The sequence below is a fragment of the Oligoflexus sp. genome, from assembly GCF_035638955.1.
GTDB lineage: Bacteria > Bdellovibrionota_B > Oligoflexia > Oligoflexales > Oligoflexaceae > Oligoflexus.
This window is the reverse complement of record NZ_DASQYZ010000105.1, coordinates 21,086-45,410: the sequence shown is the minus strand read 5'-3', so window position 1 is coordinate 45,410 and position 24,325 is coordinate 21,086. Positions and strand designations below refer to the sequence as shown.

Genomic DNA, 24,325 nt, shown 5'->3' with positions numbered 1-24,325 from the left:
AATTCAAGCCGATTTATTTTTTCGAAAAATACTTTTAAACAGGAGCAGAGAGCAAAGCTCTCATGAACCTTCTTTATCAGGGAGAATGAATCTATGTCCATATACCTAAAAATTTGCACAGGCCTCATCGTCTCGCTCTTAAGCCTGGGGGCCCAGGCGGACGACAACAACCTGCAAACTCGGGATCAACCGCCTGCGACAGAATCCTTGGATGTAAAAAACACCACAGAGGTCATTCAGGCTTTGTATGTGAGCAGCTTAACCCAAATGAAAGTCGCCGACCTCGTCCGTGAAAAAAGTCCCGATGAGTCGCTCAGGGATTATGCTGATAAGCTCACTCGCGACCACCGCTGGATCAATCGGTCTTTGGATTGGCTCGCCAACATAAAAAGTGTCAGCCTCGAACCGGAAGATTTGGGAGAAAGCGCGCAGCTGGTCAACACGCAAACGAATTCGGAGCTGCAAACCCTGGCCCAAACTTCACCGGATGAATTCCGCAGCGCCTTCATTACGGCAAGCATCCGCTCCCATCAGGAGACTTTGCAGTTCTACAACCGGATAGACCAAAACAATACCGACGACGCCCTGAAAGTTTTGATCCGAGTGTTCCGTCAAGTCGAAGAAATGCATCTTGTGAATGCGCAAAAGCTGCAGTAACCCCCCCCGGTCCTATCCAGCCCCATCTCACGAAGATGGGACTGGCAGGCATACCGACTGCTAGAAATCACCGCTCAAGGGTTCTTTAAGTGGATCCAACTGCTCAATAAAAACAAGCTATTATACCACCATTTCAAGCTCAATCCTGACCCAGGCCGATAGGACCATAAGGCTTCTGCAGGAGAAAAATGCAATGAAATGGAATCAGAATGGAAATGCTACGCTGACTGTGGTCATTGGCGTCGTTGGCGTCCTGGCGGCAGCGACTCAATTCAAAGGTGTTTCCAATTCCGTTCGCGAAGCTGATCGTCATCGCCTGAGCACGGAAATGGAATCCCAGGCTTTGTCGAGTTTGAACCTCTATAAAGGCCTCTTGAGTGCCACGGGACCAAACGCCTATGGTCTTTATCCGGAGCCCTATCTGAGCGCCAACCCCAAACTCAACAAGTTTGCTCCTCAGATTCCATCCAACACAAGCTTTCAGGCGCAAGCCCAGACCGTGTCTGTGGCCCAACCTCAAACGCGTAATCTCGACGAAGCCAAGCTTACTCGCATCATGACCGGAGCCGCCCGAACCGCGGACTTCTGTCAAGGTCAGCCTTGTGCACGGCAGGATATAAAGCTTCTCGGCTTCAATCGTGACGTTGGAGGTGCCATACCCGAACGGATCGTTTCCGCTGATGTTGAGATCACAACTCAGGTCCGTGACGACAAGACCGGCATGGATATCAATAAAAAAATTCTCGCTCAAGTTCCCATTGAGCCACCCAAAGTAACGTCAGCAGTTCTGCGTTTGACTGAGGTCTCGACCAGCACTGGGACCGAGAAATTTGTGGCTTCGGCTGACACGACTTCCACACGCACATCCGTGACCGTCGGTGCGCCTGATCTGGCTGTTGAGCTTATTGTTGGTGGTGTGGCGGTTGCCGGTGAAATCACGATCGTGGAATTGAATCAGACCTTCAGCAGCGATGATGCAGGCCAGTGGGGATTGAACGCAGATGGCTATCCCAAGCATCCGGCCATTTCCATCAAGAACACAGGGGCCCGACTGGTCAAGACACCGGTTTTCACAGTCGAGAACGGCAAGAGTTATACCGTGGTGGGCCAGATTCAAGGCGTCGATGAGTCCATCCCGGCTCCGGTCCTTAAACTCGTCATTGAAGCCGCTCTGCCGCAACCTCCGGATGCTTCCATGTGTGCATCCAAATGCTCGAATACCTCCATATGGTACGACGGCCCCTACAAAGGTGGAGCCAAAGGCACTTATGCGTCGATGGTGCCAGGCAAGTGGTCGTGCATGAAGCACGAAGGCAAGTCTGATCCGATCGGAGCCCCCATCTTTTCTTTCGATCCTGCGAATAACTGTGAGCAGGAAGGACCCGTCGGCTTTCGGGACAAGGCCAAAGGCTGCTTTGCCGCGGACACTCTGATCAGGATGGGCGATGGCCGGCTGCAAAAGATTCAGGACATCATGCCGGGTGATCGCATCTGGAATCCTCTTTTGCAAAAGGCTTTCCGCGTGAAGCAAGTCAAGGCTGGTCCGGAAACTCAGGAGCTCTTGCGCCTCAGTTTTGCAGGTCGTCGCCAGATGATTGTGACACCGGATCATCCGTTTCTGGATCAGTGGGGAACGGTCGTCCAGGCGAAAGATCTCGCGAGTATGCTGACACCGGAAGGCATGCATTCTGTTGTTTCCGCAGAGGTGCTGACAAGTGGCAGCCCCGTGCCCGTGTTTAATCTTGAGATAGACGCTCCGGCTGACAACCCTCGCGCGCACTTTCTGGAAGCGAATGGAGCCGTGGCTGGTGATCTGTTCCTGCAGAATTCATTGAAGGGCCAGCATGCCTTGACACTCTTTGATGAGCCTGGTGACTTGAGCTCCGAGGCCATCTTTTTCGCAAGGGCCTCAGAATTTTAATTGAGGCAAGGGGCAGGCTGGGTCGTTCTGAGGCAAATCGATAATTAGTTTTTTGCTTTCCCTTTCCACTCGCGCGGCCATGGACCCGATTTCAAGATGGGTCCTGGCTACGTTTTCAGCCAACTTTGAAGCGGCCTGAGTCCCCATACCTTCATCCTTAAAAACCTGGCCGAGAGTCTTGGGATTTTTAGACTGCGAACGGGACGCGTCCAGAAGCGAGATTTGCGATGCTTCCTGCAGAAACTGGAAATAGTAGACCTTATCGTTGTTTTGTGGAGGTTTCGCTCTCTCCAAAGGACGATTGACGTCCGTGACGGATGCCGTGACGCATGATCGGGAATCTTTGACATCACTGCAGATGTAAAGGCCAATGGGCCGTGGTTCGTCGCTGGCCTTCCAGCGCACTGTGAGCGAGAGATTGGCCAAGCTTGCAGGATCCAGCTTCTTATAAAAAATATTCTTCTGGCTCGTCATGTCATCGAGCACAAGGATAAGACTGTTGATATCGCGTCGCTTCTGGTCAATGCGGATGAGGTCCAGATCGCCCATTTCGCAGTGCTTAAGGGTGGACACAAACTGCAAGGGCAGCTCCCAATAGCCGTCCACCTTCTTGAAGGGCAGACTTCGGAAACCCGACTGTCGGGCAAGTCCGGAGGTTTTCACCGACTCGATGGCTTCCTGCTGGGAGACACGCGGGGGTGGGGCCACAGCCTGGAGTGTCGGCTCCTGTGAGGCGCGCGCTGCAAGTTTCTTCGGTTGCTGGGATGCCGGCACGAACGTCACCAGTTTCTTCGGCTTCAGAAAAAGCACATAGACGAGGGCGACGCCGGCTAGAATGATGAGGATATGCTTCATGGTAACCTATTTGGGTCTCAGTATTGGTTTCATGTTAACGTATCCTTAGGATTTTAACCACACGGGTCTGGCATGAAAAAGACGCATCTTGAACAGAAAATCTCCGGCGAGAGCGGCTTTAATCTGATAGGCGTCCTGATCGGGGTGGCCTTGACGTCCTTGGTCGTCATGTTCGCCAGCAAGGCTTTTGTGGCTTCAAAGCAGGCCAAGCTTTCAGTGAAGGCTGGCGAAGGCTATCAACAAGTCACTGCCGTCCTTAACGATTCCTTGAAGACTTTCGTAAAAACCCAAATTTTAAATCCAACCGTTCCCTGCGGTGATCCCGCTGCGTTTTTCGCGACGCAAGGTTTTCTTAGGCTTTATAATGGCAATCACAGCACGGCCCGTTCCCAAGTGCCTGCGGAAATCAATGGTGCAGCCTGGGCTGCTCTCTTCAATGCAGATCTGGCCGCCAACAGTTTCGCTGGATCCTCGCTCAACCGCTGCTCTCGATTGGAAGTCGGGAACAACGGCCGCTTTCACTTCTGCGTAAACATCGCGAGGGACCTGAATCAATCCAAGGAAAGCCTCCTGCGCTCGCCTCTGGTCTTCGCCGAAGTCGTCGTCCAATTGAGCGACCTGCAGACCGGCAATACCATGTCCTGCGCCAACTACCTCGATCCTAACCGCAGTTCAGCGGGAGCGAACGTGGATTACGTCCTCTTCTGGGTCTATGAAAATGGCAGCCAATTGAATCTGAAAAAGAGGAGTGGGTCGCTGTATGTTAATAAATAATAAAAGTAAGCGGCACCATGAAGCCGGATTCAGTCTGATTGAAGTGATGATTGCTGCTGTTCTGGTCGTAGTCATCGCCGTGATGGTCAGCAGCTTTATGTCCAAGGGGCAAAAGCAGGCCGCCCAGCAGGCAACCCAGGATCAGTCGATCAAGATCCGTCAGTCGCTGGCTGATCTCCTGAAGCGTGATTTGGCCTATGTCGTCAACCCTGCCGATGTTGTGATTATTTCCCTGCATGAGATGACGATTAAGCGCCCCAAACTCCAGCCCGGCAATAACCGCCCCGACCTTACGCAAACGTATCAGGTGCGTTATCGGGGTGTATGCACGCCGATTCCAGCAACGCTGCAAACACCTCTGTCCAGCTTCAACTTTGCAACCCTGCCTGTGGCTCTGCAGAAACGTTCGAGCTGTACAACGACGGCGACGCTGAAATGCGGAGCAGGCACCTATCCTCAGGTGCGTATCGAACCGGATGCTGGCGCCAATATCCCAACCTATCCAGGGACCCCTTTGCCTAACCTCACGATGCAATCCAAAGCCTTTCACGGGTCGATTGGCCTTTTGCCTTGCTTTCAACGCACAGGCAATCAGATTGCAGTGGGATTGGATGCCTTCATGGCGAAAAATTTGACCAGCCCGAGCCTGGACCTGATGGGCGAGCGATTTTTTCTCGTGATTGGGAATGTTACGGATATGATCATTCTGCAAAAATAATGAGGACGCCTCACCGGGAACCAGCGATGGAAGCTGGAGCGGTAACTCCAGCTCACTAGGGTGGCAGCTTTTGGAAAAACATTCGATCGACTGCATGACAACAACCAATACCAACGCTATTTGATCACAACCATCTTCAGGCAAAAGAACCAATCAACCCAACTTCGAAAAAACCACCCCCCGTAAGTTTAGAAACTACAGATGAACTCTAAGCAGCTGCATTTGCACCTTCGGCCGGGACTTCAGGCACTGTTTGATCTGGGGAGTCTGTAGCAGTGCCGGTGTCAGTACCCGTGCCTGCTTCGGAACCAGCATCGGTGGTTCCTCCTGTTTCCGTTCCTTTCCCTGGATCGGTGCCGGTATCAGCAGGTGTATCGGCGCCGGTATCAGCAGGCGTATCAGCACCGGTTCCTGTATCGGTTCCGGTATCAGCAGGCGTATCAGCGCCGGTTCCTGTATCGGTGACGGTGCCGGTATCAGCAGGCGTATCAGTGCCCGTTCCTGTATCGGTGCCAGTATCAGCAGGCGTATCAGTGCCCGTTCCTGTATCGGTGCCCGTTCCTGTATCGGTGCCGATATCGGTAGGAGTGTCCGTGCCGGTTCCTGTATCAGTTCCAGTCCCTGTGTCTTCTCCCGTTGCTGTGGTTGTCATACCAGGAAATTTCTGAGCGAAGAACGCTTCCAAGCGGCTAATATTAGCAATATCAACCACATTTTGATTCATGCTCAGACGCCAGGTTTGATACTCCACCTGCAGGGCATCGAACGCCTGGGTGGCAGTCGTCACCGCCTGAATTTGAGCCGGGATATCCACGTTAGCAATCGTATTGATGCCAGACATCACCGACCCGATCGAGTTCTGCAAATCCTGTACGTTCTGCTGTCCTGCAGCAATTTGCGTATTGGCGGTTTGGATCTCATGCTGATGCTCATGAATGGAAAGGTCGGCATCGACCCATTTCTCCTGAACGTCTTCAATCTGCTTCAGAAGTTCCTTGCGAGCTTGAAAGTTTTCAGGCGAAAGCGTCAGCAGCTGACGAGCCAGTTGCGACCTTTTTGCAGTCAGTTCAACTTTTTGCCTTTGAGCTTTGGACAAAGCGATTTGGTGAACCTGAACAGACGATTGATGTTGCGCCAGGTTAGACTGGGCCGTGCTGAGGTTTCTTGAAGCCTCCAGGTAAGAGTTAATGGACGTCAACTGGGCTTGATCATCACCAGCCAAATTCTCGCTCTGGCTGAGCGTATTGGCTCTTTCCTGAAGCATGCGTTCCGTATTCTTCAGCGCGTTCTTGGCTGTGGACATCTGCTCGACCGTAGCATCAACCCGGCCTAGGAATGCTTGCTCCTGACCCTTGATTTGATTTCCCTGCTGTTCAAGACGGGTCCTGGCTTGCTGGAAAATCTGAGGCAGTTGGTCCAAAGACTTGACTTGATTTTCCATGACGAATCTCAGGAGCATCTCATAGCCTTCGGCATCCGAAAGTTCCTGTTGGGTTTGAGCATACTGGTCCTTCAAGTCACTGAGCTGCGCATTCAGTTCATAAAGTTTGGATTGCTGGTCAGTTGTTTCGCCCGATTCCTCCATTGCAGCCTCGGTGGCTTCGATCTCAGCCTCAGTCCGAACGATCTGCTCTCGGATCTTATGGGCTGTGCTTTCCAGGACTGCCTTCTCTGCGTCCGACAGGTTCTTTAACTCGGAGAGCTGATCCACTGAAGGGCTTTCCTGGACGATTTTTGCTTCGTCGGCTCGAGCGTTATCATCTTTGTTAGAGCCTTGACCACAACCTACCAAACCTAGGCAGAGCGCGAACCCTACCACAATATGCTTTGATGTTTTCATTTTTTGATTACCCTCATTTTGGAAAAAAACCATACCTTAATTTTTGATAAGCCTGTCTCATCAGGATGTAAATAGATAAGAATCCCAAGGCATGCTGTCTTTATCCAAAGAAAAAAGCTAACGCTTGAGCTTATTTTGTAGGGTAATGGTAATTCGATCCGCGACGGGCGACGCATTCGATTTCCAGACGAGCCGTGCAACCGACGTAAACCATTGGCCCCAAAAATGTCGACCTTACGCAACAAATCCTCCCCGCCTTCGTCTTCTCAACAGTTTCTCTTGCCTTGCACCCAGGTTGGCAAAGCAAGACAAGCTGACCGTTCCGCACGAATCCAGTATGCGTCATAATTATCAACATTTAGGACAGGTTATCCTCCATGAAGTCAATGAAAAGCTTGATTTTTCTTGCCTGCGCTGCTGCTTCCGCCTGCACCCAGCAACAGGATTCAGAGACAAAAATCATAGGTGGTCGCGCGCCGACACAGAACTATGGTTTTTTCGTGGGCCTCTATGGGGAAGGGTATTCGGGCAGCAGCTTTTGCGGTGGATCCTTGATTGAAACGGATGTCGTGCTGACGGCAGCTCATTGCGTGGAAGGAGCTGGGCAGGTCATGAACGTGGCCATTGGTATACAGAACAACAATATTACGGACCCGACTCAATTGCGTCGGGTTCAGGCTGTATCGGTCCATCCTGATTACAGGGGGCCGGAACAAGGCAACGATATCGCCCTTCTGTTCCTTGAGCCCGGGGCTGGCGATGAAATCCCGATCACAACCATCGCCCTGAACGACCGCAGCGATAGGCCGGCCATCGACAGCTCCGTACGCGTGATCGGCAACGGCAACACCACTTCGGTGGGCTCGCGTTTCAGTGCGAATCTGCGTGAAACGGACGTTTCTGTCATCAGTTCGGCGACCTGCTCAACAATGGGCGGTTCGTATGGCTCGGTGAATGACACGATGCTGTGTGCCGGCTCTCTTTATGATGGCGGCAGTGACAGTTGCCAGGGTGATTCGGGCGGTCCTCTGTTCAGCTCCGGCCCTCAGCCTCAACTCGTCGGCATCGTCAGCTACGGCGACAGCTGCGGTCAACGGAAAAAGCCTGGCGTCTACACCCGGGTGTCAAGCTTCGTTCCATGGATTCGTGATGCTATCCAGGACCACAGAAATCCTCCGGCTGTCCTGGATGCGTCGACCATCCCATCCACCCTTCGCAAATACTGTTACTACAGCGCCTCTGACTATAAACCTTCGGATGAGAAGCTGGCTTACTTCGACTACCAGGCTTCCATCCATCTTAACTATGACTTTACAGAACTGGCGGACGGCATCGACCCTATCGCTGAACGGCAGAAATATGACTCGGTCTCTCTCTGCGGATTTACCATGCCCACCGGCATCCAGGTCGAGCTTCACTATTTGAAAACGAAGGAATCCGACCTGGCAAAGGTGAACTATCCTTTGTTGCTCAAAATCAATGACCAATGGTACCAGGGTACATCCCGTTCCGATAAGACCACGAGCTTCCATTGCCGCAAGTCGGAGAGTGATTCCAACTATCTTTCTTTCACCTATGACTTCCAATACAACTCGGTGTACTACACATCGCTCTACGAAAATGGTTACGGCAGTTCGCTTGATCAGCCGGAATATGGTTACGGTAACGCTGTTGAGCGTCCCACAGGACTCCTCAGAGAGCAGCTGCGCTGTAAGTCCGGCAACGGCGACCTTCGTATCGTCACGGCCAAAGATCGGGTCTATGCCAGCGTTCGCAATATGGCCAACGTCGAGCCGCAATGGTTTGTCATCCAAAAAAGTCCGTCCTGGGAAACCAGCGCTGGCCTCCATACCAAACTCGTGCCGATGGGAACCCATAAAGCCATCATGGAAATCATCAATGACACGGGCGACGACCTTTATACCTGGGACCTGAGCTGCCCCTTCAGGTTCAGCCTGAAGGACCGTAACCAGACGACCTACCAGGCGGCAGGCACAGCAGCCAGAAGCTCCGTGAGCTTTGAATATCCTACAGACCGCAATGGATCCATCCCAGCGGGCCTGTCACGCACGTTCACCCTTGAGGTGCAAGGTGCGACGGTCGACGACATCCTGGGCCAGACCTGTTCCATCAACGGCTGGAATCAAGCCTTCGAATACGAACTGCCTTGAACAGTGGAGGGCCGGCCCGCGGGCCGGCGTCTCATTCCAACAGCACCTGCCTGTCCTGGAATGGCGACTAACTTGTGCAAAATTATGGATGAGGGTACAAATCGTATTTTTTTATGAAATGAGGAGTTTACTCTTGAGAAAAATCGGCCTTCTTGCGGGTATCAGCATCGCGGCATTGGAAGTACTTTCGGCATGTACAACGACTTCAAGTTACATTCCACTTCATCCAAAGAGTCCCAGAGGGAAAAACTGTGAACTCGACATTGTCATGCCGGGTGAATCCCCGAAAAAGACCACTCAAGTAATAGGAAGTTTCTCGGTTCAGGAAATGGGCTTGTCCGTAAACTGCGCCTGGCCGGAAACCTTGCAGAAAAACAAGGATCATGCCTGCGAAGCTGGGGCCCAGGGGATACAGTTTTTGACCGTTGATGCCCCATTCATCCACAGCACCTGTTACCGTACCAAGGCTAATTTCTTTATCTATGAATGAAGGCGGGAAAGCAGCCAGGCTGAAACACCTGGCTGTCTGATCAGGAACATGCCGCTGCGGAACCAGCGGCCTAATTTTTTTTAAAGCCCAGCCGAAAGGTCGACGCGCTCCTTCTTGAAACTAATTTCCAGGTAAGCACTTTTCAGCTCGGCCTTGATCGAATCCTCATCCACCAGGCCTGGCAAATCGATGCAACTAAAAAACGAAGATTTCGCGCGGGGTTGCTTCTGGTCCTGCGAAAAAAGTTGGGGCCTTTGATCAGCAATCAGGGTGAGTTGATGATCCTCAACCCAAAGATCAAGGCTGGCCACATCGACTTCAGTGAGCTCGACGGAAACCAAAAACTGGCTGGGATTCTCGTGAACATAGAATCGACATGAATGCGGACCCTGACTGGGTCCATCAAGCATTTGTGCAGACAATCGACTGAAATTACGATGAGATGAGTCTTGTGTTGCTGGGCGAAACATAATCATTCCCCTGTTGCAAGAGATCCTGGCAACTCACTGAATGTAAAAATAGGCAGTCACGTTTCACTTTCTACTGACTGCATAAATTTAGCATACAAGCCATAAAAACAAGAGAAAAAATTACAAATATTCGCGAGAGAAAAATTCCCAATTATTTTGTGGACTCATCCATCTCTCATGTGTCGACAGGCTTGGAGTACGCCGAACGAAAATCTTCCGATAACCGTCAGATCGTTTGAAATACGGCAACGGTCTCTCTCAGAATTTTTATGCAATACGTTCTCTTGAACGAAGAAATTATTGTCCGACTTTATTCATAAATTACGAAACCGTGTGCAACTGCATTCCATTGTTGATACACACGAGTCCAAGTGGAAAGAAAGGCATCGGCCCTCGCGGTCGCTACCATTCGAAACAAGAGCGGTATCCGCTCGGAGGTAAAATATCATGAAACTATGCAGCCTGCTTTATGTGACCATGGTCGCGAGCGCTATCAGCTCAAGCAGTTTTGCGACCATCACTTACTTCGAGTACCCTGGCTGGGACTGTCCCAACCATGGCGACTACAAATCATTCCCAACAACGAGCAAAGAGGACTGCTTCCAGGAATGCCTGAACGATCAAGGCTGTTCCGCAGCCACCCTCAACTATGACCAATCCCGCTGCTGGATGAAAAACAGCACGACCACGTTTGAACCGAATAATTCGGTTATAGCCCTTAAGGCCATCGCGATTGAAGATGGAGTGGACTATACCGGTGGAGACTACGGGTCGTTACCGACTGCGAATGCGCAGGACTGCTCCCGGATATGCTTCCTCGATGAAGAATGTCGTGCCTTTACTTACAGGACAAGCACCCAGACCTGCTGGCTGAAGAACACTATCATCAGCCGAAACACCTATCCGGATGCCCAAGGAGGGATTCGATAATCATGCGTTGACCGGTTTAAAACGCTTTCAAGATACCAAAAGCTAGAACTTTCTGTTTTTGATCCAGAAATTCAAACCGGTCCTCGGTATGGGCGAATACGATAGGAACGCCAGTATAGATGGGATTGCAAAGCTTAAGCTCGAATTCACGGATGGCCCGACCCGATTCGTTGATCAGGGTATGTAACGCAAAGTTTGCCGTGTAGAGCCCCTGCACGAAGGATCTTCGATGGCCAGCCATGCGCGAGAAGATGTCCTGTGTGTGAATCGGATTCAGATCCCCTGATATGAGGCCATATCTGTAGCCCATATTCCTTGGTAACACGAAAGTCTTTTGTAGGGCGTCCGACCGGTTGGCAAGCTGGGTCGTCTGCTTGGACAGACCGCGGAACTCTGAATATTGATCAGCCTGGCTGACCTTGAGTTTTTCTGTATCAACCTTGTTCAAATTGTTGATAAAGATCTTGTCGCTCTGGACAAGCAGAAGTTCACCTGCAGAGTTCCGTATCTCACCCTTGAGATCGAGGATAGCGCGATTGTGATTGAGCAGCGCGATATCGGAAACTTGGGCGTTGAAAATATAATTTTCACCCGCGTGAAAGACAACGTTCGATGCCATATATTTGATATTGACGCCAAGGTACATGACGTTGAGAAAATTAGCCCCCAGGGCACTTAGAACATGAAAAAGGTAATCCCGACCAATCTTCACGTGATAGGTGAAAGCGGCGGCCGATTGCTCTTCACCCACCTGAAAGACACCCTTCCAATCCTGCACCAGCTTATCGGAAAGAGAAAAAGGCAGGTTTTCCCAATGGACGATTTTATGGGGTGACAGGCTCTGCTTTCTTGTAACGCCTCGGATCACATTGAAATAGTAGTGGGCGAATTCCATACCGCTGACAGTTTTCAAGGAACCAGATTGAGCCGCAGATTCAGCAAGAGACGACATTGAAAATTCCTTTGTTTGCAATCCATCCGCCGAGGCATAGGAGAGTGGACTTCCCAGGTGCAGCAAGCGCACCAGGAACTATGACCTGGATTCCATTCCTGCACAGGGACGATGCCTCGATAACATGGCGTTTTTTATAACTATTTTACCAGCATGCAATGTCCCGGCTCCAGCGGAGCCAGGTCTTGGCTGTTATGGGTTTCGGCACCTGTCATGATAAATCCTTAACGCGCCACAGATGGGCACACGGACATCGCAGCCAGGTAAGTGCAAAACTTTTCATAAAGAGTGGCCGAGGCATTCGGTATCAAAAGAACCTCACCACGAATAGCGGTGAGGATCTCCCGGCCGTCGCCACTGAGGCTCAACGCACGCACCTCCTGCACGCCGCGTTTAAGGACGATGCGATGCCGCAGCTGCGCCTCCCGGAAGTTGAAGGTGAAAAGATCACCCGCAAACGTAATGGCCGTAATGAGATTCTCTCTCACATTGAGATTCACCATCGCTGGAGGTGATGCATCCAAAAGAAATTCCGAGACCTGGCCCGTGGCAAACTCATAGGCCACCAAACCGTTCAAACGCGGCGCCACCGCAACATGCGTTTCATCCACATCGATATGCAGGATAATGTCCGGAAATTGCAGCAGAAGGCTCGAAACATAGGATTCCGATCCTTCCGCGGTTAACATCATCAGCTGACCATCCTGACCTGATGAAACCACATCGTAGCTGTTGCCCCGAAAACCAAGACTCGACACAGCCTTGCTGAAGAAATCGGCGTTCACGAGGAAGGACGAAGCCTTATGCAATTCGGCCAGGAACAGCGTTTTTTGTGCTTTGAGATCGAAGATTTCAACAAAACCTTGGGCGTAGCCCAAAGCCAGGCGGTGACCATCGCGGGACACGGCAAAAGCAATGATGGGTCCCCGTTTTTCAGACAAGGTGATGTCCGAGCGATCGATGATAATATGGCTCTCACCGGTTTTAATATCCAGGCTTTGAAGGCGATATTGATCCAGGGGCATGATCAGTTCGTCGGCAGTGAGAAAAACACTGCACATCAGAGTATTCACAAAAGCTGCGGTTGTCTTTACCTGACGTAGTTCCTGGAGTGTGGACCGATCCCACACCCGCAGCAGCTTCTCCTGTTCGCCATGCTCCTCAATCGTCAAAAAGCGGGACGAATCTCGGGCCATGCGTGCCACCTGAATTCTCTGCGGCAGCACCATGCGATCGATCGGGGCCCGATCGAGATTCCAAAATTCCAAACGACCGTCCGTGGTATAGATTAAAAGCCGGTTCCCCTGGTCGGACATAAAGTTGATGCTCGCACCCGGCCCCAGTTCCAGATGACGACCACCATCGGCATCCTGCACGCGAACCATATTATCGGCGGAATCTTCCCCTGAACTCGTGGCAATTTTTTGTGAATCGTTGGACCAGTAGGCGCCTTCCGTGGAAGCGTCACCATTCAGGCGCTCATAGGTAATGTCGGTCAGCAGCGGAGTTTCCAGATGCTCGCGCCAGTTGGGAAAAAACGGAGCCCCCAGGCTGCCTGCACCGATGGCGAGAAAATGCTTGCGGTCCGGCGAAGGCAGGATTTTGTCGATACCGCCGGTGAAACTTGCCAAACGGCGCATTTCCTGACCCAAGCGGGCATAGAAAAACCCTCCCTGGAGCTTCTTTCGATTTTCCCGGTCGGTTTTTTCCACCGCAGCCAACACAACTTCATCATCACTCATCATGACGGCCGAAGTAATATGCACGCTGTCCGCCCGCGTCACGGTTTGAATCAGCGTTCCATCACGGGTATAGACATGTGCATTCTTGCCTTCACTCGTCACAAAACGTTCGCCGCTCGGGGACCATGCGAACGACAGCAGCCAGTTATCGTAGGCAAGAGACGTGATGGGTTGCGCAGTCGTTTGCTCCAAATCGTAAATAAGGAGGGTATCATCAAACCCTGGTGCCCCAAGATAGCGATCGTTTCCGGCCAGAAAGACTTCAAAAACCTTGTTTTCAAATCCGGGTCGATCAGGCCGCGGCAATCGGCGCAAAAGTTCCCCGGTTGCCGTGGACCAGATAAGGATTTCTCCCGACAAAGGCCCGCTCGTAATCATGCGCTTCGAGTCAGCCGTAAAAGTCAGACGCTCGGCGCGACCATTGGGGTGTTCGCTGCGCCAGAGCTCACGACCGGTGGCCGCGTCCATGCCGATCAAATGGCTCTGGGCATCCAGCTGATTGAGGATCGCCATGGTCCCATCAGGGGTCAGCGTACCCAGTCGCAGATTGGCCATTTTTTTCTCAAGATAGGGAATCTTTTTGACACTCATCTGGTAAAGGTTGGGATCCACCACCGGCACCATCTCATCCCGTTCCAAAGCCGTGGGCAAACGCCGGCGTCCCGTCTCGGCCGCAAGAGTCTTTTGCACCGCACGCAGATTTTGATTATTCGCGTATAGGATTTGAGCCAGTTCCATTTCCAGGGAAATTTCCCGGATGGCGCCGCCTTGATAAACCAGAAAACCATGCTGCATGACCGGCGATCGTTGGCCAGCCTCATCCACAGCCTGATAGGCTAGAATCCAATAGCCTTCCGCGGGCGGCGCGACTTCATCACCCAGAGCTTTAAGGGAGCAGGAGATTTCATTCATAGGAGTCAACATCGACTCCTTCTGCAGCATCCAGCAGGACTGGATTTCCGTGCGCGTGTCGTCCTGGGTTTTAAAACGAATTTTAGCCGTGGGTTCGATCAGGGTAAAGCCCTGCGATAGCCGGGGTAGAAAGGATCCTGCATCGATGCTGAGCTGCGGCACTGTGCTATCAATGCGAAGCTCACAGCGAAAGGAACGCGGGCGCAAATTCTTCAACAGGTTTTGCACACGGAATTCCACCGTGTAGGCTCCGTCAGCCAGCTGATGAAAGGGGCGCATCCCATAATCCTGGCGTGACACGAGCGCAGCCTGTTGCATAAGCGGCTGATGACCGCTTGCGCCGATCCGCAGGTCCAAGGAAAAACCATCCATGTCGCCAGGATTACTAAGGCTGGCCGCCAGATCAAAATCCTTGGAGATAGCCTGGGTGGGACAATTGATGAGCAGATCACTGGTCTGCACATCACGCAGGGTGACAAGCCGCAGATCCTGTCCCCGGGTCACGACAAGGGCCTGATTCTCGGGACCACTGACCACAAAGTCCGATTCCGGGTCGTAGACAAAACAGCCTTTGGCTGTAGGAGCTACGCGGGAGAAGGATTCCCCGGCACGCCTATGGATGGACAGACTATCAGCCAGCAGCTCATGTCCATTGGCACTGAGGACTTTAACAAGGTTCGTGTCCGAGGAAGGACCACATTGTATTTCCAAAGAGTTGGCTTGATTGGAAACGCGGCTGCAGGAAACCACGATCAGCAGGCATCCCAAAAGCTGAAGCAAACGCATAGATTCCCCAAAATAAATGAGCGCAATCTGTCTATATAACTCTGGCTCATAACGCAAGATCTCATTGCTTTCCAGCTTTCCAAATGTCGCCGAGGATGTGCAAATGCATTGAAATCCCAGATGATCTTGGGATACGGAGTCAACACGAAAGCAAAGGGTCTGATGCAGGTACCAGCAGAGACGCTGATGGACAGGTACCGGTATCAGCAGGGACGCTGATGAGAGGCCCAGGAGTCGACGTCTGCTGTCGAGTTACAACTGATGCGGGGTTTAAAACCGGGGCTATGGGTTGGGATGCATGGGCCCCGGTCATCATTCGTAGATCCTGGATTATGGCATGACTTCCAGTCGAAGAATCCGGTTTTGACTCAGATCAGTGACATAAAGTCGACCTACAGCATCAAACTCAAGCCCCGCCAAGCCCGCATTTGCCGCCACATTCAGGACGTCACCAAGCTTGAGTTTATCGACCAACTTGCCCGCCCGGTCGAATGCATAGAGGGTGTTTTGCGCGTGATCACTCACATAGAGAATTCCATCGTGCAGCGCCAGACCAGTGGGGGTTTCCATGCCCACGCTGCTGCCTTCAACAAGCGTCATCAACTCGGCACCGTCCACATACCTTTGCACGCTGCCGTCATAATTCGGCTGAATGGCGCGGGTCGCTTTGTAGTCCTGGTTCGCGAGGCTGATGGAATCAAACCCATCGGCCGTGGTCTTGTAGGCAAGGCCAAGGTCGATACTGACGATACGATTGTGACCCGAATCAACCGCATAGGCCACGCCACTGGCCTTATCAAACACCACGTGAGCGGGCAGCTTCTCGCTCCGCTTCAGGAGCCCATCCGCATAGCGCAAGGCAACACCATCGGAGTGGTCGTGCATGCCCGGCCCGTGATCGCGACGAAAGTCATAGACGGTCAAGGAACCATGGTACCCATCGTTGACGACGTAGGCGTTGCCATGAATCCATGCGATCCCAAGGCCCGACGGCGAATTGTGAAGCATATCCATATGGCTTGGATGACCGCCATCGAAGGCCGTCACTGTCCAGAGCGTAGGACCCATAAAATCACCGGGTGTCGTCGGCAGTGTCGGAACCTCGATGTCATGAATGGTGGCAAAGAATCCATTGTCCGCGAAAGCCAGAGCCGAGGGGTAAGGCATGAAATGCTGACTGCCCGGCGCGATCTTCAGTTTATTGGCTTTCACGATAGGACGGGGCGCCTTGGCGTTATCGAAGGTCAACAGCACCGCGCTCGTGGCGTCGAAGTTGGTGACATAGAGTTCGTTGGGATTGATGGGGTTGAAAGCCAAATCAGAGGGGCTGACAAGATTGGCGCTTTGATCGACAACGACCGAAAGTTTAAGTTTTTGCAGCGCTGTGCCGCCTTGACCAAGAACACTGACGCCTTGGGCCGAGGCGCTCAAGCTGATGGCGACGCCCAGGAGAGCGGGCCCTACGTTTCTGATGAGCATGATGGAACTCCTTACATTGATGAAGGTGTTTTCCATCGTAAGGAACCATGCTGTCAATTCCGTCTGGACGGCTACAGAAGAGCGTCCCAAGGCATGCGTGGTTATACCTTGATGAGCATGTCGTACAAAAAAAAAGACGCTTATGAAGCGTCTTCTTTTTGGTTTTATTCACCAGCATGAAAGCTGAGGATTAATAACCCTGGCCATGACGGCTAGATCCGTAGCCGCCGCCATTATTATTGCGTGGCACGGAAGGCCTCGCTTCATTGACAGTCATGGGGCGACCATCACAGTTTTTACCATTCAGCTTTTCGATCGCCAGGGTTGCGTCTTGCGAATCAAGCATTTCAACAAAGCCGAAGCCTTTGCTGCGACCAGTTTCGCGGTCCATGATGACTTTTGCGGATCCTACTTCACCATATTGATTGAACGCATCCATCAGCGTTTGATCAGTTACGGAATAAGCGAGATTACCAACATACAACTTGTTGCCCATAAGGGACTCCAGAAAACATAGGCGGCTAAAGAGAAAGAAGCAAGATTACTCAAAGGCTCGATAGAAGCGCCTGAAAACGATGAACGGACCATAACACGTCCACTCACGAATAAATAGCTAATACTTCAATGATTTAAAACCATGAGTGCGAATCGTGCGCTTAACCTGATGATTCCAGGGACTTCCATCACAACCTTCGCGTTGGCTTCGAACTCTTCAGTGTTGATTGGCAACCAGGTCTTAGGTCCAAGGTCGGTAAAAACCGCAAAATCAATGGAGCAAGTCCAGGTCTTGATAACCTTAGGATCATGGTTCAGGCTTGGATGGACAATGGTTTCAAGTGAGTCAGTCGACCGTTTCCCTTGCGAGAGATTTACTTTTCCAACATTGCTACAGAATGTATGCTCGGCCCTCCCAGCTGATTGACTGTATGGAGCAGGCCTGCATGTATTCCTTTTTCTCTGGCAAACGGATTGTTATCACCGGCGTGACGTCAGGTATTGGCCGCGATTTATCCCTACTCCTCCACGAATCGAGAGCCCGCCTGGCTCTCATCGGCCTCGAGTTCAAGGAGCTCGAAGCCTTGCGCTCCTCTATGCAGGGCGACCTGGCCGACCTTATTCTCTTTCAAGCGGATGTCACTGATGAGAAGCGTTTGGAGGCCGTGGGCCGGGACATTCTCGCACGCTGGGGTGGGATTGATTGTGTCATCGCCAATGCGGGGATCGGCAGTCTCAATCCCGGTTATGAATTTTCCGTCTCCTTGGATCGACGCGTGATGTCGGTGAACTACTTCGGGATGCTGCATACCTTTATGCCCTTCGTGGAAACCATGAAGTCCCAAGGTCATGGCAGCCTCGTGGCCGTTTCGAGTCTGGCCGCTTTTCGCGGCGTCCCCTGCGGGGCATCCTACTGCGCTTCCAAAGCTGCACAAATGCGAGCCTTGGAAAGTTTACGAGTTGATCTTAGGCCTTTTGGCATTCAAGTGCTGTCCGTCCATCCCGGATTTGTGGCCACAAAGATGGCTGAACATCAGGAATTTCACATGCCCTTTGTTGTCACGGTCCGCCGAGCCAGCCACGAAATTCTCCGCGCGATACGCAGCGGCAAAACCCGGCATCTCTTTCCATGGCCGATGGCGATGCTCATCCATCTCAATCGCCTTTTGCCTGGACCGGTTTATGACCATCTGCATAGTTGGATCGCCCGACGCCAAGGCCGCAAGCGACCTATGTCTATCGGCCATAAAACGCCCGATCACGCGGCTTCCCATAGTTTGCTTGATCCATAAGCACCAGCATCGGGGCCGCCCCCTGCGGAAGGGGGCTGGTGTGAAGCGGAAGATGCAGACGAAGAGGAGGGTCTTCATCTGCAAGAAGCGTCTAAAAATGACCCATTATTCGGCTGGCTGCGAAGGTTGCGAAGGTTGGGTGGGTACCGAAGGCTCGGTAGTTTGGGTTTGGAGCTGTTGAGCGGCTTCCAGGTGTTTTTGAGCCAAAGGACGAATCTCCACCACGGCTGCTTTCACAGCTTCGTCGGGACTGCCCTGCTCCACTTGATTGTACAGAACAATCGCTTTTTCATGTCGGCTGATGATGGCTTTGATCACAGCCACACGGAATTCTGCATCGGCTGCCTGTGTGAGAGTCTGTACTTCCTGAGCGAATTCAGCTTCGATCGTTTTCGCGTATTCCGTCAGCTGCTCGGGAGCGAGACCTACGCTTTTGCTCGCGGCCAGTTCTTCCAGCTTTTGATCCACGGCGTCAAGATCCTGGGAAAGGGCTTCAATAAACTGCTGCAGAGAGGCATCAGGATTTCTCGCCTGCACGAGTTCAATGATTTTCTTTTCCGATTCCGTACCCACGTGCAGCACCTGGATCACCTCGGTTGCATTCTCAATCTCGACAGTGCCCTTACTTGGCTCCTGAATGGGAGTTTGTCCTTCCGTTCCAGGCTGGGAAGGCTGGGCAGCTTGTGCTGTCAAACTCAGAGTGGAAATCAAAAGGCCGGCCGAGATTTTGGTTAACATGGACATGAGGGATCTCCTTGGTTAAGAAAAAATTTAGGAATCGATATTGAAACCTACCTTTCCTTTTTAAAAGGAGATGCCGAGAAAAAATATCCGATGTAACACTCATCGAGAAAATTATCTCTCGAAAATGTCTCTTTTTCCGACGAGTGGGAAGTCGTTCGCAGCATGCAGGAGAGGCTACACTTTTAAGGCCACGGGAGTGTAAAGAACTGTGGAGAGGATTTCTGAATCGTGGAAATTGGTGCAAGCGCATGCTTTCATCAACGCCGATCAGTTCACCAAATCCGAGTGGATACCAGATATTTTCCCCTTGCAGAGGCTCACTCGCGATGATGACATGATTCACCCGACCATTCAGGCTAGGATTTTCGCAAACTGGCGACAGATAGGGGCAATCCACACGTTGGGAGCATCGTTTTTTATAGGTGCTGATGTGGAGTTCCTTGCCGCCCTGATGAGCAAGCATGTTGAACCCATCGGTTAAAATGAAAGTGAGAAAGGTCGGGCCTTCGTCGCTGGAGGGGCACCAGCTCATGCCTCCGGTAAGCTCCCCGATTTCATCAATGGCCTCCTGAGCGGCGGCCGCGATATCATGCAGATGAGCTGCTTTATGATGCAGATTCATGCGACGCGACATGTGTGTGAGAATAAGAAAAAAGATATGCTCTGAGTCGGTTTCACCCAATATGTTGGCCCTAAGAGACGGATCAATCCGCGCCATAATCTGGGATTTTATGGCATCAAAGCGCCCGATCTTGCCGTTGTGGGCAAAGACCCATTGACCATATTGAAAAGGATGTGAATTCACAAACGAGGGCTCGCCGGTCGTGGCCTTCCGGATATGGGCAAGGACGGTCCGCGAGGTCACCAAGGATGAAACGCGACGATAGAGACCATCCTTGGACGCGGTGTTACCTGATTTAACAATTTGCGGTACATCCGCCTGGTAATAGGCGACACCCCAGCCGTCAGGATGCTTTTCACTTTGCCGGAGCAGAGCGTTCTCCGCATGCACCAGACTTTGATGAACCTGACTTTGGACAACGGACCTAAAACCAAACAATCGGCACATCGCTCGATCCTCTAGGAGACTGGCATGGAGAGTATTCACGTCGAGAGAGGGTCAGGCAGAGCACCAACATAGGCAGGCCAAGGCACAGGCTTGAAACCAGTCAGCCTTATGAAAAGAGTATGGAGATAAGGGAGCCGTCGTTTTCATGCTGGTCCAATAGTCCGATTGTGACGGGAGATCCGGAGGGCACTCCAAATCCTTCAAGACTATACTTATCGAAGCCGGCGGTTCCCGTCGTCGACTTTATTTCCATATCGTTATGCAAAATCATTATAAGCTGGGGTGCTATGCGGGCATGGACGATTCTTGACATAGGCCGCAGGTTGTGAAACCTGGGCCATGCTGGTGCCGTCAGTGAGTTTTCGAGGCGTTCTTCTGAGCCTTGGACTCTTTGAGACTGCTATCTTCCCGGAGTGTCTGGGCATGCATAGTCTCGCCGATCTCTTTCAGCTTCTCTTCGGACATTTTGCTTTTGCATTCGGGGAAAAGCTCACGCTCCTCTTCACGGACATGGTGCTCAATAAGCTCCCTCAGGACTGTGACCTTGGCATCGAAGGTCGAATCTTCGGCTGCCAGCTCATCGATCTTGGCCAGCAATTCTTTAACCACCTGGTGCTCTTCTTCCGCTTCGCGGACCAGAGCAATTTCAAGACGTGCTGCGGCAGGATAGAAGTGTTTTTCTTCAAGTTCTGCGTGCAAGCGAATCTTTTCTGCTACCTTTTCGTAGATTTTCTCTTTGGTACGGTACGCTTTGTCGCCCGCCTCTTCGTACGCCGCGAACAGCGCGTCCACTTCGCGGTGCTGCGCGATCAAAAGTTCGAGAGCATTGAGGTCTCCAACCTCAGCAGTTTCCAAAACATTTTTGTTACTGAGGGCTCTTTGAATCGATTCTATGGCACTTTTGGCGCTATCAATAATATCCATGGAGTGTTCCTTTGTGCTGATACGATAAGCAGCTTTAACGGGGTTTGATTCTGGAACGTCTTGGTCCCGTCAGACTTATGCATAGGCTGTGCCATGGACTCGCTGGGCGAGCTGTCGTGATCATTTCTTCTTAGCAATTCGCAGAAAAGTTTCATCGTTCTTCAGGGTCGATAGGGCAAACGGCATAGGCTGCAGCTTTTTCTCTGACTCTTTCCCAAACCCACCAAACGCTCAAGCTTGTCCAATTGAGGTTTGCTGCCGAAAAGCCCCTTGGAAAGAGGAATGCCATGAACCGATTGCGCCTTGCTCTCTTTTTTATATTTATTTCGCTGTACGAAATTCCCGCCTTTGGGCTGGATCTGGGGCGTAGCTATTGGCCGCTTGATACAAGCCGCGTGGAATTCTACCTGGACAAAGGCTGCCATCAAGCAAACGGAGCCTCCTCCCGTCTTGCCGACCTTCCCTTTGCCAAACGCGACAGCCTCACCCTGGGATTCGTCGACGGCGACTGCTATATACTCCGCACCCGCATTCAAGCCGCACCATCGCGCGCCTATGTGAGCTCCCCCCTCAAGTTTCCTTTTTCCGTTTATAACGCGAGCAATGGGGCTGAAGGCGTCCGCAGCAGCTTTAAAGTGCTTCACGTGAACACGATCCAACTTCAGGACGGGCTCAACGAGCTCTATCTGATCTATAGGCCCTATGCGCAGCAGTATTTCTACATTCTTACTTTCATTTTCGAAGAGCAGGATTTCTTTGCCTTCTATCCGGCCTTCATAGCCCTTCTGTCCTTTGCCTACGGCGCCATCATCCTCCCCCTGACGTTCTTTCTCATCCTGGGTTTGGGTAGCCGTAATTTCATCTATGTCCTGTATGCCTGCTTCACGATCTCTTTCCTGGCTTACGTGGAAAGCTATAACCAGTTTGCCCTCAGCTTGCTGGGACTTTCCGACGTCATTCTCCATGACTATTTTCAAGACATAACAACCTGCATCGGCTCCTTTACCCTGCTCTTTGCCACTCTTTATATCTATGGAATGGTCGGAAAAAAAGTTGGTGGTCGATGGATCGACTCCATCGTGGTGCTGATATCCGCATCCTGCGCGGTCCAGGCCTTATGCTCCTTTATCAACGTGCAGTGGGCCTTTCACCTCCAAAACATGACCATCCTCGTCGGTGGCGTGGTGGGTGGTCTCGTCATTGCGCTTGCTATCAAAAAACGCCTGCGTGGATCCGTGATCATGCTGTTCGGCTACAGTTGGCTCCTCTATTTTGAAATTCATTTCATTGCCTTTATCGATGGTCTTATCACGCCAAGCCCCTTCTCTCAGATTGGTCAAATCATTGGTGGCGCGGGAGAAATCTGTTGTTTCTCGATTGCTGCGGGAGTTGCGTATCTGTCGGAGCTGCAGAAGCGGGCGCGCACGGAGCGTGCGATGGCTGGCCGCATCAACACGCTCAACAAGGAACTTGAACATCATCTGGAAAATGTTCAAAAGACCGTTGCTGAAAAAGTCCAGGACATCAAGATCATCATGGAGCACATCCAGCAGGGTATTTTCACAATCCTGCCTCAGGGCCTCCACATCCATGAAGAATACTCCCAGCACCTTGAACTGATCTTCGAAAGGAAAGCCCTCAAGGATGTCGAGGCCTGCGCTTTACTCTTTACCCATGCCTGCCTGGGAGCTGATGAGAAGGAGCAGGCACGCTCCTGTCTCCTGCTGTCCGTTGGTGAAGTCGACGTTGCCTATCAACTCAACCATCATTGTCTCCCTACTGAAATGCGGATCAAGCTCCCGTCGGGGCGCAGTAAAATACTTGAACTGGATTGGATTCCTATCACCACCCATGGGATCACGGAAAAGATTCTGGTGACGGTCCGGGATGTGACCCAACTCCGAGCCCTTTATCGGGAGACTGAAGTGGTTAAACGCGAGCTTCGCATGATCGGTGAGATGCTTGCGACGCCTTTCGAACACTTCGACCGTGTGATGGAAAAAGGCATGAGGCTGATCAACGACAATCGAGCCGAGATTGTTCGCAGTCCTCAACCTAGCCGTGAAGTTCTGCATACCGTTTTTATCCGCATGCACACCCTGAAAGGTCTGGCCCGATCCATTGGAGCACGGGATCTGGCAACAGCCATCCATGAGGCCGAACGCTATTACAGCGATCTTCAACAACAGCCCGAGACGAAATGGAGCCTTGAACGGTTCGAAGCTGACTTTGCTGCAGTGGAGTCCGTGCTCCACGAATATTTGGCTCTCTATAGAAACAAATTAAGCCGTAGCAACGATTCGACTCAAGGCCATAAGCTCGACTCCAAAATGCTCGAGAGCTATCTTGAAAATCTCTACGCCTTGCGTCGTGACGACCTCGGTCCCAGGGGCCGTGGTCTGCTGGTTCCCCTCGTCAAAGGACTCAGTGATCTTTACTTTGTAAGCGCCGTGGACGCCTTTGCAGGAATTTCGAAAGATGCCAGGGAGCTGGCCATGGAATTTGACAAACCCGAGCCTCATGTTCAGCTCAATATAGCCCCCTGCTACCTCACGCGTGCGGCTTATGAGACCCTGAACAACGTCTTGATCCATCTGGTTCGCAATTCCGTGGACCACGGCCTTGAGCCCGCGGAGATCAGGCTAGCCCAAGGCAAGCCCGCAGCTGGCACCATATCCGCGAGTCTGGAACGGATCGGTAGCGAGTTGTGTATCCGCTACAAGGACGACGGCCAAGGCCTGGATCTTAACTTGATTCGTCAGAAGGCTCTGACGCGATCCAGGCTTGCATCAACGCAAGACCACAGGCCTGAGGATTTGGCTTTGATGATTTTTGAGGCTGGCTTCAGCACGCGGGATGCGGTGACTGAGATTTCCGGACGCGGGATCGGCATGAGCGCCGTCAAGGATTTTATCACGGATCTGGGCGGCAGGATTGATATGGCCATCCCCTCTCAGACTCAGCAAAACAATGGGCCCATCCCTTTTGAATGCATCATCCACCTTCCTCAAACCTGCGGCCGTGACCAACATTGGCTGACACAGGAAAACGAATCAGGGCTTCTCATGCATTCCAAGGCTGCAAGCTGAATAAAGACCGGCGGG

19 protein-coding genes are annotated in these 24,325 nt (G+C 51.9%); 9 read left to right on the top strand and 10 right to left on the bottom strand.

The window, feature by feature from the left end:
* Positions 1-93: 93 nt before the first annotated feature.
* Both VE954_RS10165 and VE954_RS10160 read left to right on the top strand, forming a co-directional pair.
* Positions 94-657: a DUF4142 domain-containing protein gene (locus tag VE954_RS10165; protein WP_324952285.1), complete on the top strand. Its 564-nt coding sequence runs from the start codon at positions 94-96 to the stop codon at positions 655-657.
* A 193-nt stretch (positions 658-850) separates the two neighbouring features.
* Entirely contained in the window at positions 851-2,578 is a 1,728-nt protein-coding gene (locus VE954_RS10160; protein WP_324952282.1) for a hypothetical protein, read from the top strand.
* On the opposite strand, the gene VE954_RS10155 is transcribed toward VE954_RS10160, so the two are convergent.
* Positions 2,567-3,433, bottom strand: coding sequence for a hypothetical protein (locus VE954_RS10155; protein WP_324952280.1), 867 nt, complete (start codon positions 3,431-3,433; stop codon positions 2,567-2,569). The two genes, VE954_RS10160 and VE954_RS10155, sit on opposite strands and share 12 nt — an antisense overlap.
* 72 nt (positions 3,434-3,505) lie before the next feature.
* On the opposite strand from VE954_RS10155, the gene VE954_RS10150 reads away from it, so the two are divergent.
* Together VE954_RS10150 and VE954_RS10145 are read left to right on the top strand one after the other, a co-directional pair.
* Positions 3,506-4,207 carry a hypothetical protein gene (locus VE954_RS10150; protein ID WP_324952279.1) on the top strand — a complete coding sequence of 234 codons (702 nt, stop codon included), beginning with the start codon at positions 3,506-3,508 and terminating at the stop codon, positions 4,205-4,207.
* Positions 4,194-4,925, top strand: coding sequence for a prepilin-type N-terminal cleavage/methylation domain-containing protein (locus VE954_RS10145; RefSeq protein WP_324952277.1), 732 nt, complete (start codon positions 4,194-4,196; stop codon positions 4,923-4,925). Before VE954_RS10150 ends, VE954_RS10145 begins: the two co-directional genes overlap by 14 nt.
* A gap of 208 nt (positions 4,926-5,133) precedes the next feature.
* Here the strand turns inward: VE954_RS10145 and VE954_RS10140 are convergent, their stop codons facing one another.
* Complete coding sequence (locus VE954_RS10140) at positions 5,134-6,765, bottom strand: hypothetical protein (protein WP_324952275.1); 1,632 nt, start codon at positions 6,763-6,765, stop codon at positions 5,134-5,136.
* A 377-nt stretch (positions 6,766-7,142) separates the two neighbouring features.
* Here VE954_RS10140 and VE954_RS10135 point away from each other — a divergent pair, with 377 nt between their 5' ends.
* Positions 7,143-8,936, top strand: coding sequence for a serine protease (locus VE954_RS10135; RefSeq protein WP_324952273.1), 1,794 nt, complete (start codon positions 7,143-7,145; stop codon positions 8,934-8,936).
* 133 nt (positions 8,937-9,069) lie between these two features.
* Positions 9,070-9,426, top strand: coding sequence for a hypothetical protein (locus VE954_RS10130; protein WP_324952271.1), 357 nt, complete (start codon positions 9,070-9,072; stop codon positions 9,424-9,426).
* A gap of 80 nt (positions 9,427-9,506) precedes the next feature.
* On the opposite strand, the gene VE954_RS10125 is transcribed toward VE954_RS10130, so the two are convergent.
* Positions 9,507-9,896, bottom strand: a complete 390-nt coding sequence (locus tag VE954_RS10125) for an Hsp20/alpha crystallin family protein (RefSeq protein WP_324952270.1) — start codon at positions 9,894-9,896, stop codon at positions 9,507-9,509.
* A 447-nt stretch (positions 9,897-10,343) separates the two neighbouring features.
* Here VE954_RS10125 and VE954_RS10120 point away from each other — a divergent pair, with 447 nt between their 5' ends.
* Entirely contained in the window at positions 10,344-10,826 is a 483-nt protein-coding gene (locus VE954_RS10120; protein ID WP_324952269.1) for a PAN domain-containing protein, read from the top strand.
* A 16-nt stretch (positions 10,827-10,842) separates the two neighbouring features.
* Here the strand turns inward: VE954_RS10120 and VE954_RS10115 are convergent, their stop codons facing one another.
* The 4 genes from VE954_RS10115 to VE954_RS10100 all read right to left on the bottom strand — a co-directional run bounded on the left by VE954_RS10115 (position 10,843) and on the right by VE954_RS10100 (position 17,193).
* Entirely contained in the window at positions 10,843-11,778 is a 936-nt protein-coding gene (locus VE954_RS10115) for a MaoC/PaaZ C-terminal domain-containing protein (RefSeq protein WP_324952268.1), read from the bottom strand.
* A gap of 224 nt (positions 11,779-12,002) precedes the next feature.
* Positions 12,003-15,218: a WD40 repeat domain-containing protein gene (locus tag VE954_RS10110; protein WP_324952267.1), complete on the bottom strand. Its 3,216-nt coding sequence runs from the start codon at positions 15,216-15,218 to the stop codon at positions 12,003-12,005.
* A gap of 330 nt (positions 15,219-15,548) precedes the next feature.
* Entirely contained in the window at positions 15,549-16,697 is a 1,149-nt protein-coding gene (locus VE954_RS10105) for a hypothetical protein (protein WP_324952266.1), read from the bottom strand.
* Positions 16,698-16,887: 190 nt separating this feature from the next.
* A complete protein-coding gene (locus VE954_RS10100; protein ID WP_324952265.1) occupies positions 16,888-17,193 on the bottom strand; it encodes an RNA-binding protein in 306 nt (101 codons plus the stop codon).
* 445 nt (positions 17,194-17,638) lie between these two features.
* On the opposite strand from VE954_RS10100, the gene VE954_RS10095 reads away from it, so the two are divergent.
* Positions 17,639-18,484, top strand: coding sequence for an SDR family NAD(P)-dependent oxidoreductase (locus VE954_RS10095; protein ID WP_324952264.1), 846 nt, complete (start codon positions 17,639-17,641; stop codon positions 18,482-18,484).
* Between the two features lie 105 nt (positions 18,485-18,589).
* Here VE954_RS10095 and VE954_RS10090 read toward each other — a convergent pair whose 3' ends face one another.
* The 3 genes from VE954_RS10090 to VE954_RS10080 all read right to left on the bottom strand — a co-directional run bounded on the left by VE954_RS10090 (position 18,590) and on the right by VE954_RS10080 (position 21,221).
* Entirely contained in the window at positions 18,590-19,222 is a 633-nt protein-coding gene (locus VE954_RS10090; protein WP_349263811.1) for a DUF4142 domain-containing protein, read from the bottom strand.
* Complete coding sequence (locus tag VE954_RS43765; protein WP_349263810.1) at positions 19,107-20,297, bottom strand: class II glutamine amidotransferase; 1,191 nt, start codon at positions 20,295-20,297, stop codon at positions 19,107-19,109. The genes VE954_RS10090 and VE954_RS43765 overlap by 116 nt, the downstream gene beginning before the upstream one ends.
* A 351-nt stretch (positions 20,298-20,648) precedes the next feature.
* Positions 20,649-21,221, bottom strand: a complete 573-nt coding sequence (locus VE954_RS10080; protein WP_324952259.1) for a hemerythrin domain-containing protein — start codon at positions 21,219-21,221, stop codon at positions 20,649-20,651.
* A gap of 287 nt (positions 21,222-21,508) precedes the next feature.
* Between VE954_RS10080 and VE954_RS10075 the strand changes: the two genes are divergently transcribed.
* Positions 21,509-24,310: an ATP-binding protein gene (locus VE954_RS10075; protein ID WP_324952257.1), complete on the top strand. Its 2,802-nt coding sequence runs from the start codon at positions 21,509-21,511 to the stop codon at positions 24,308-24,310.
* Positions 24,311-24,325 lie beyond the last annotated feature (15 nt).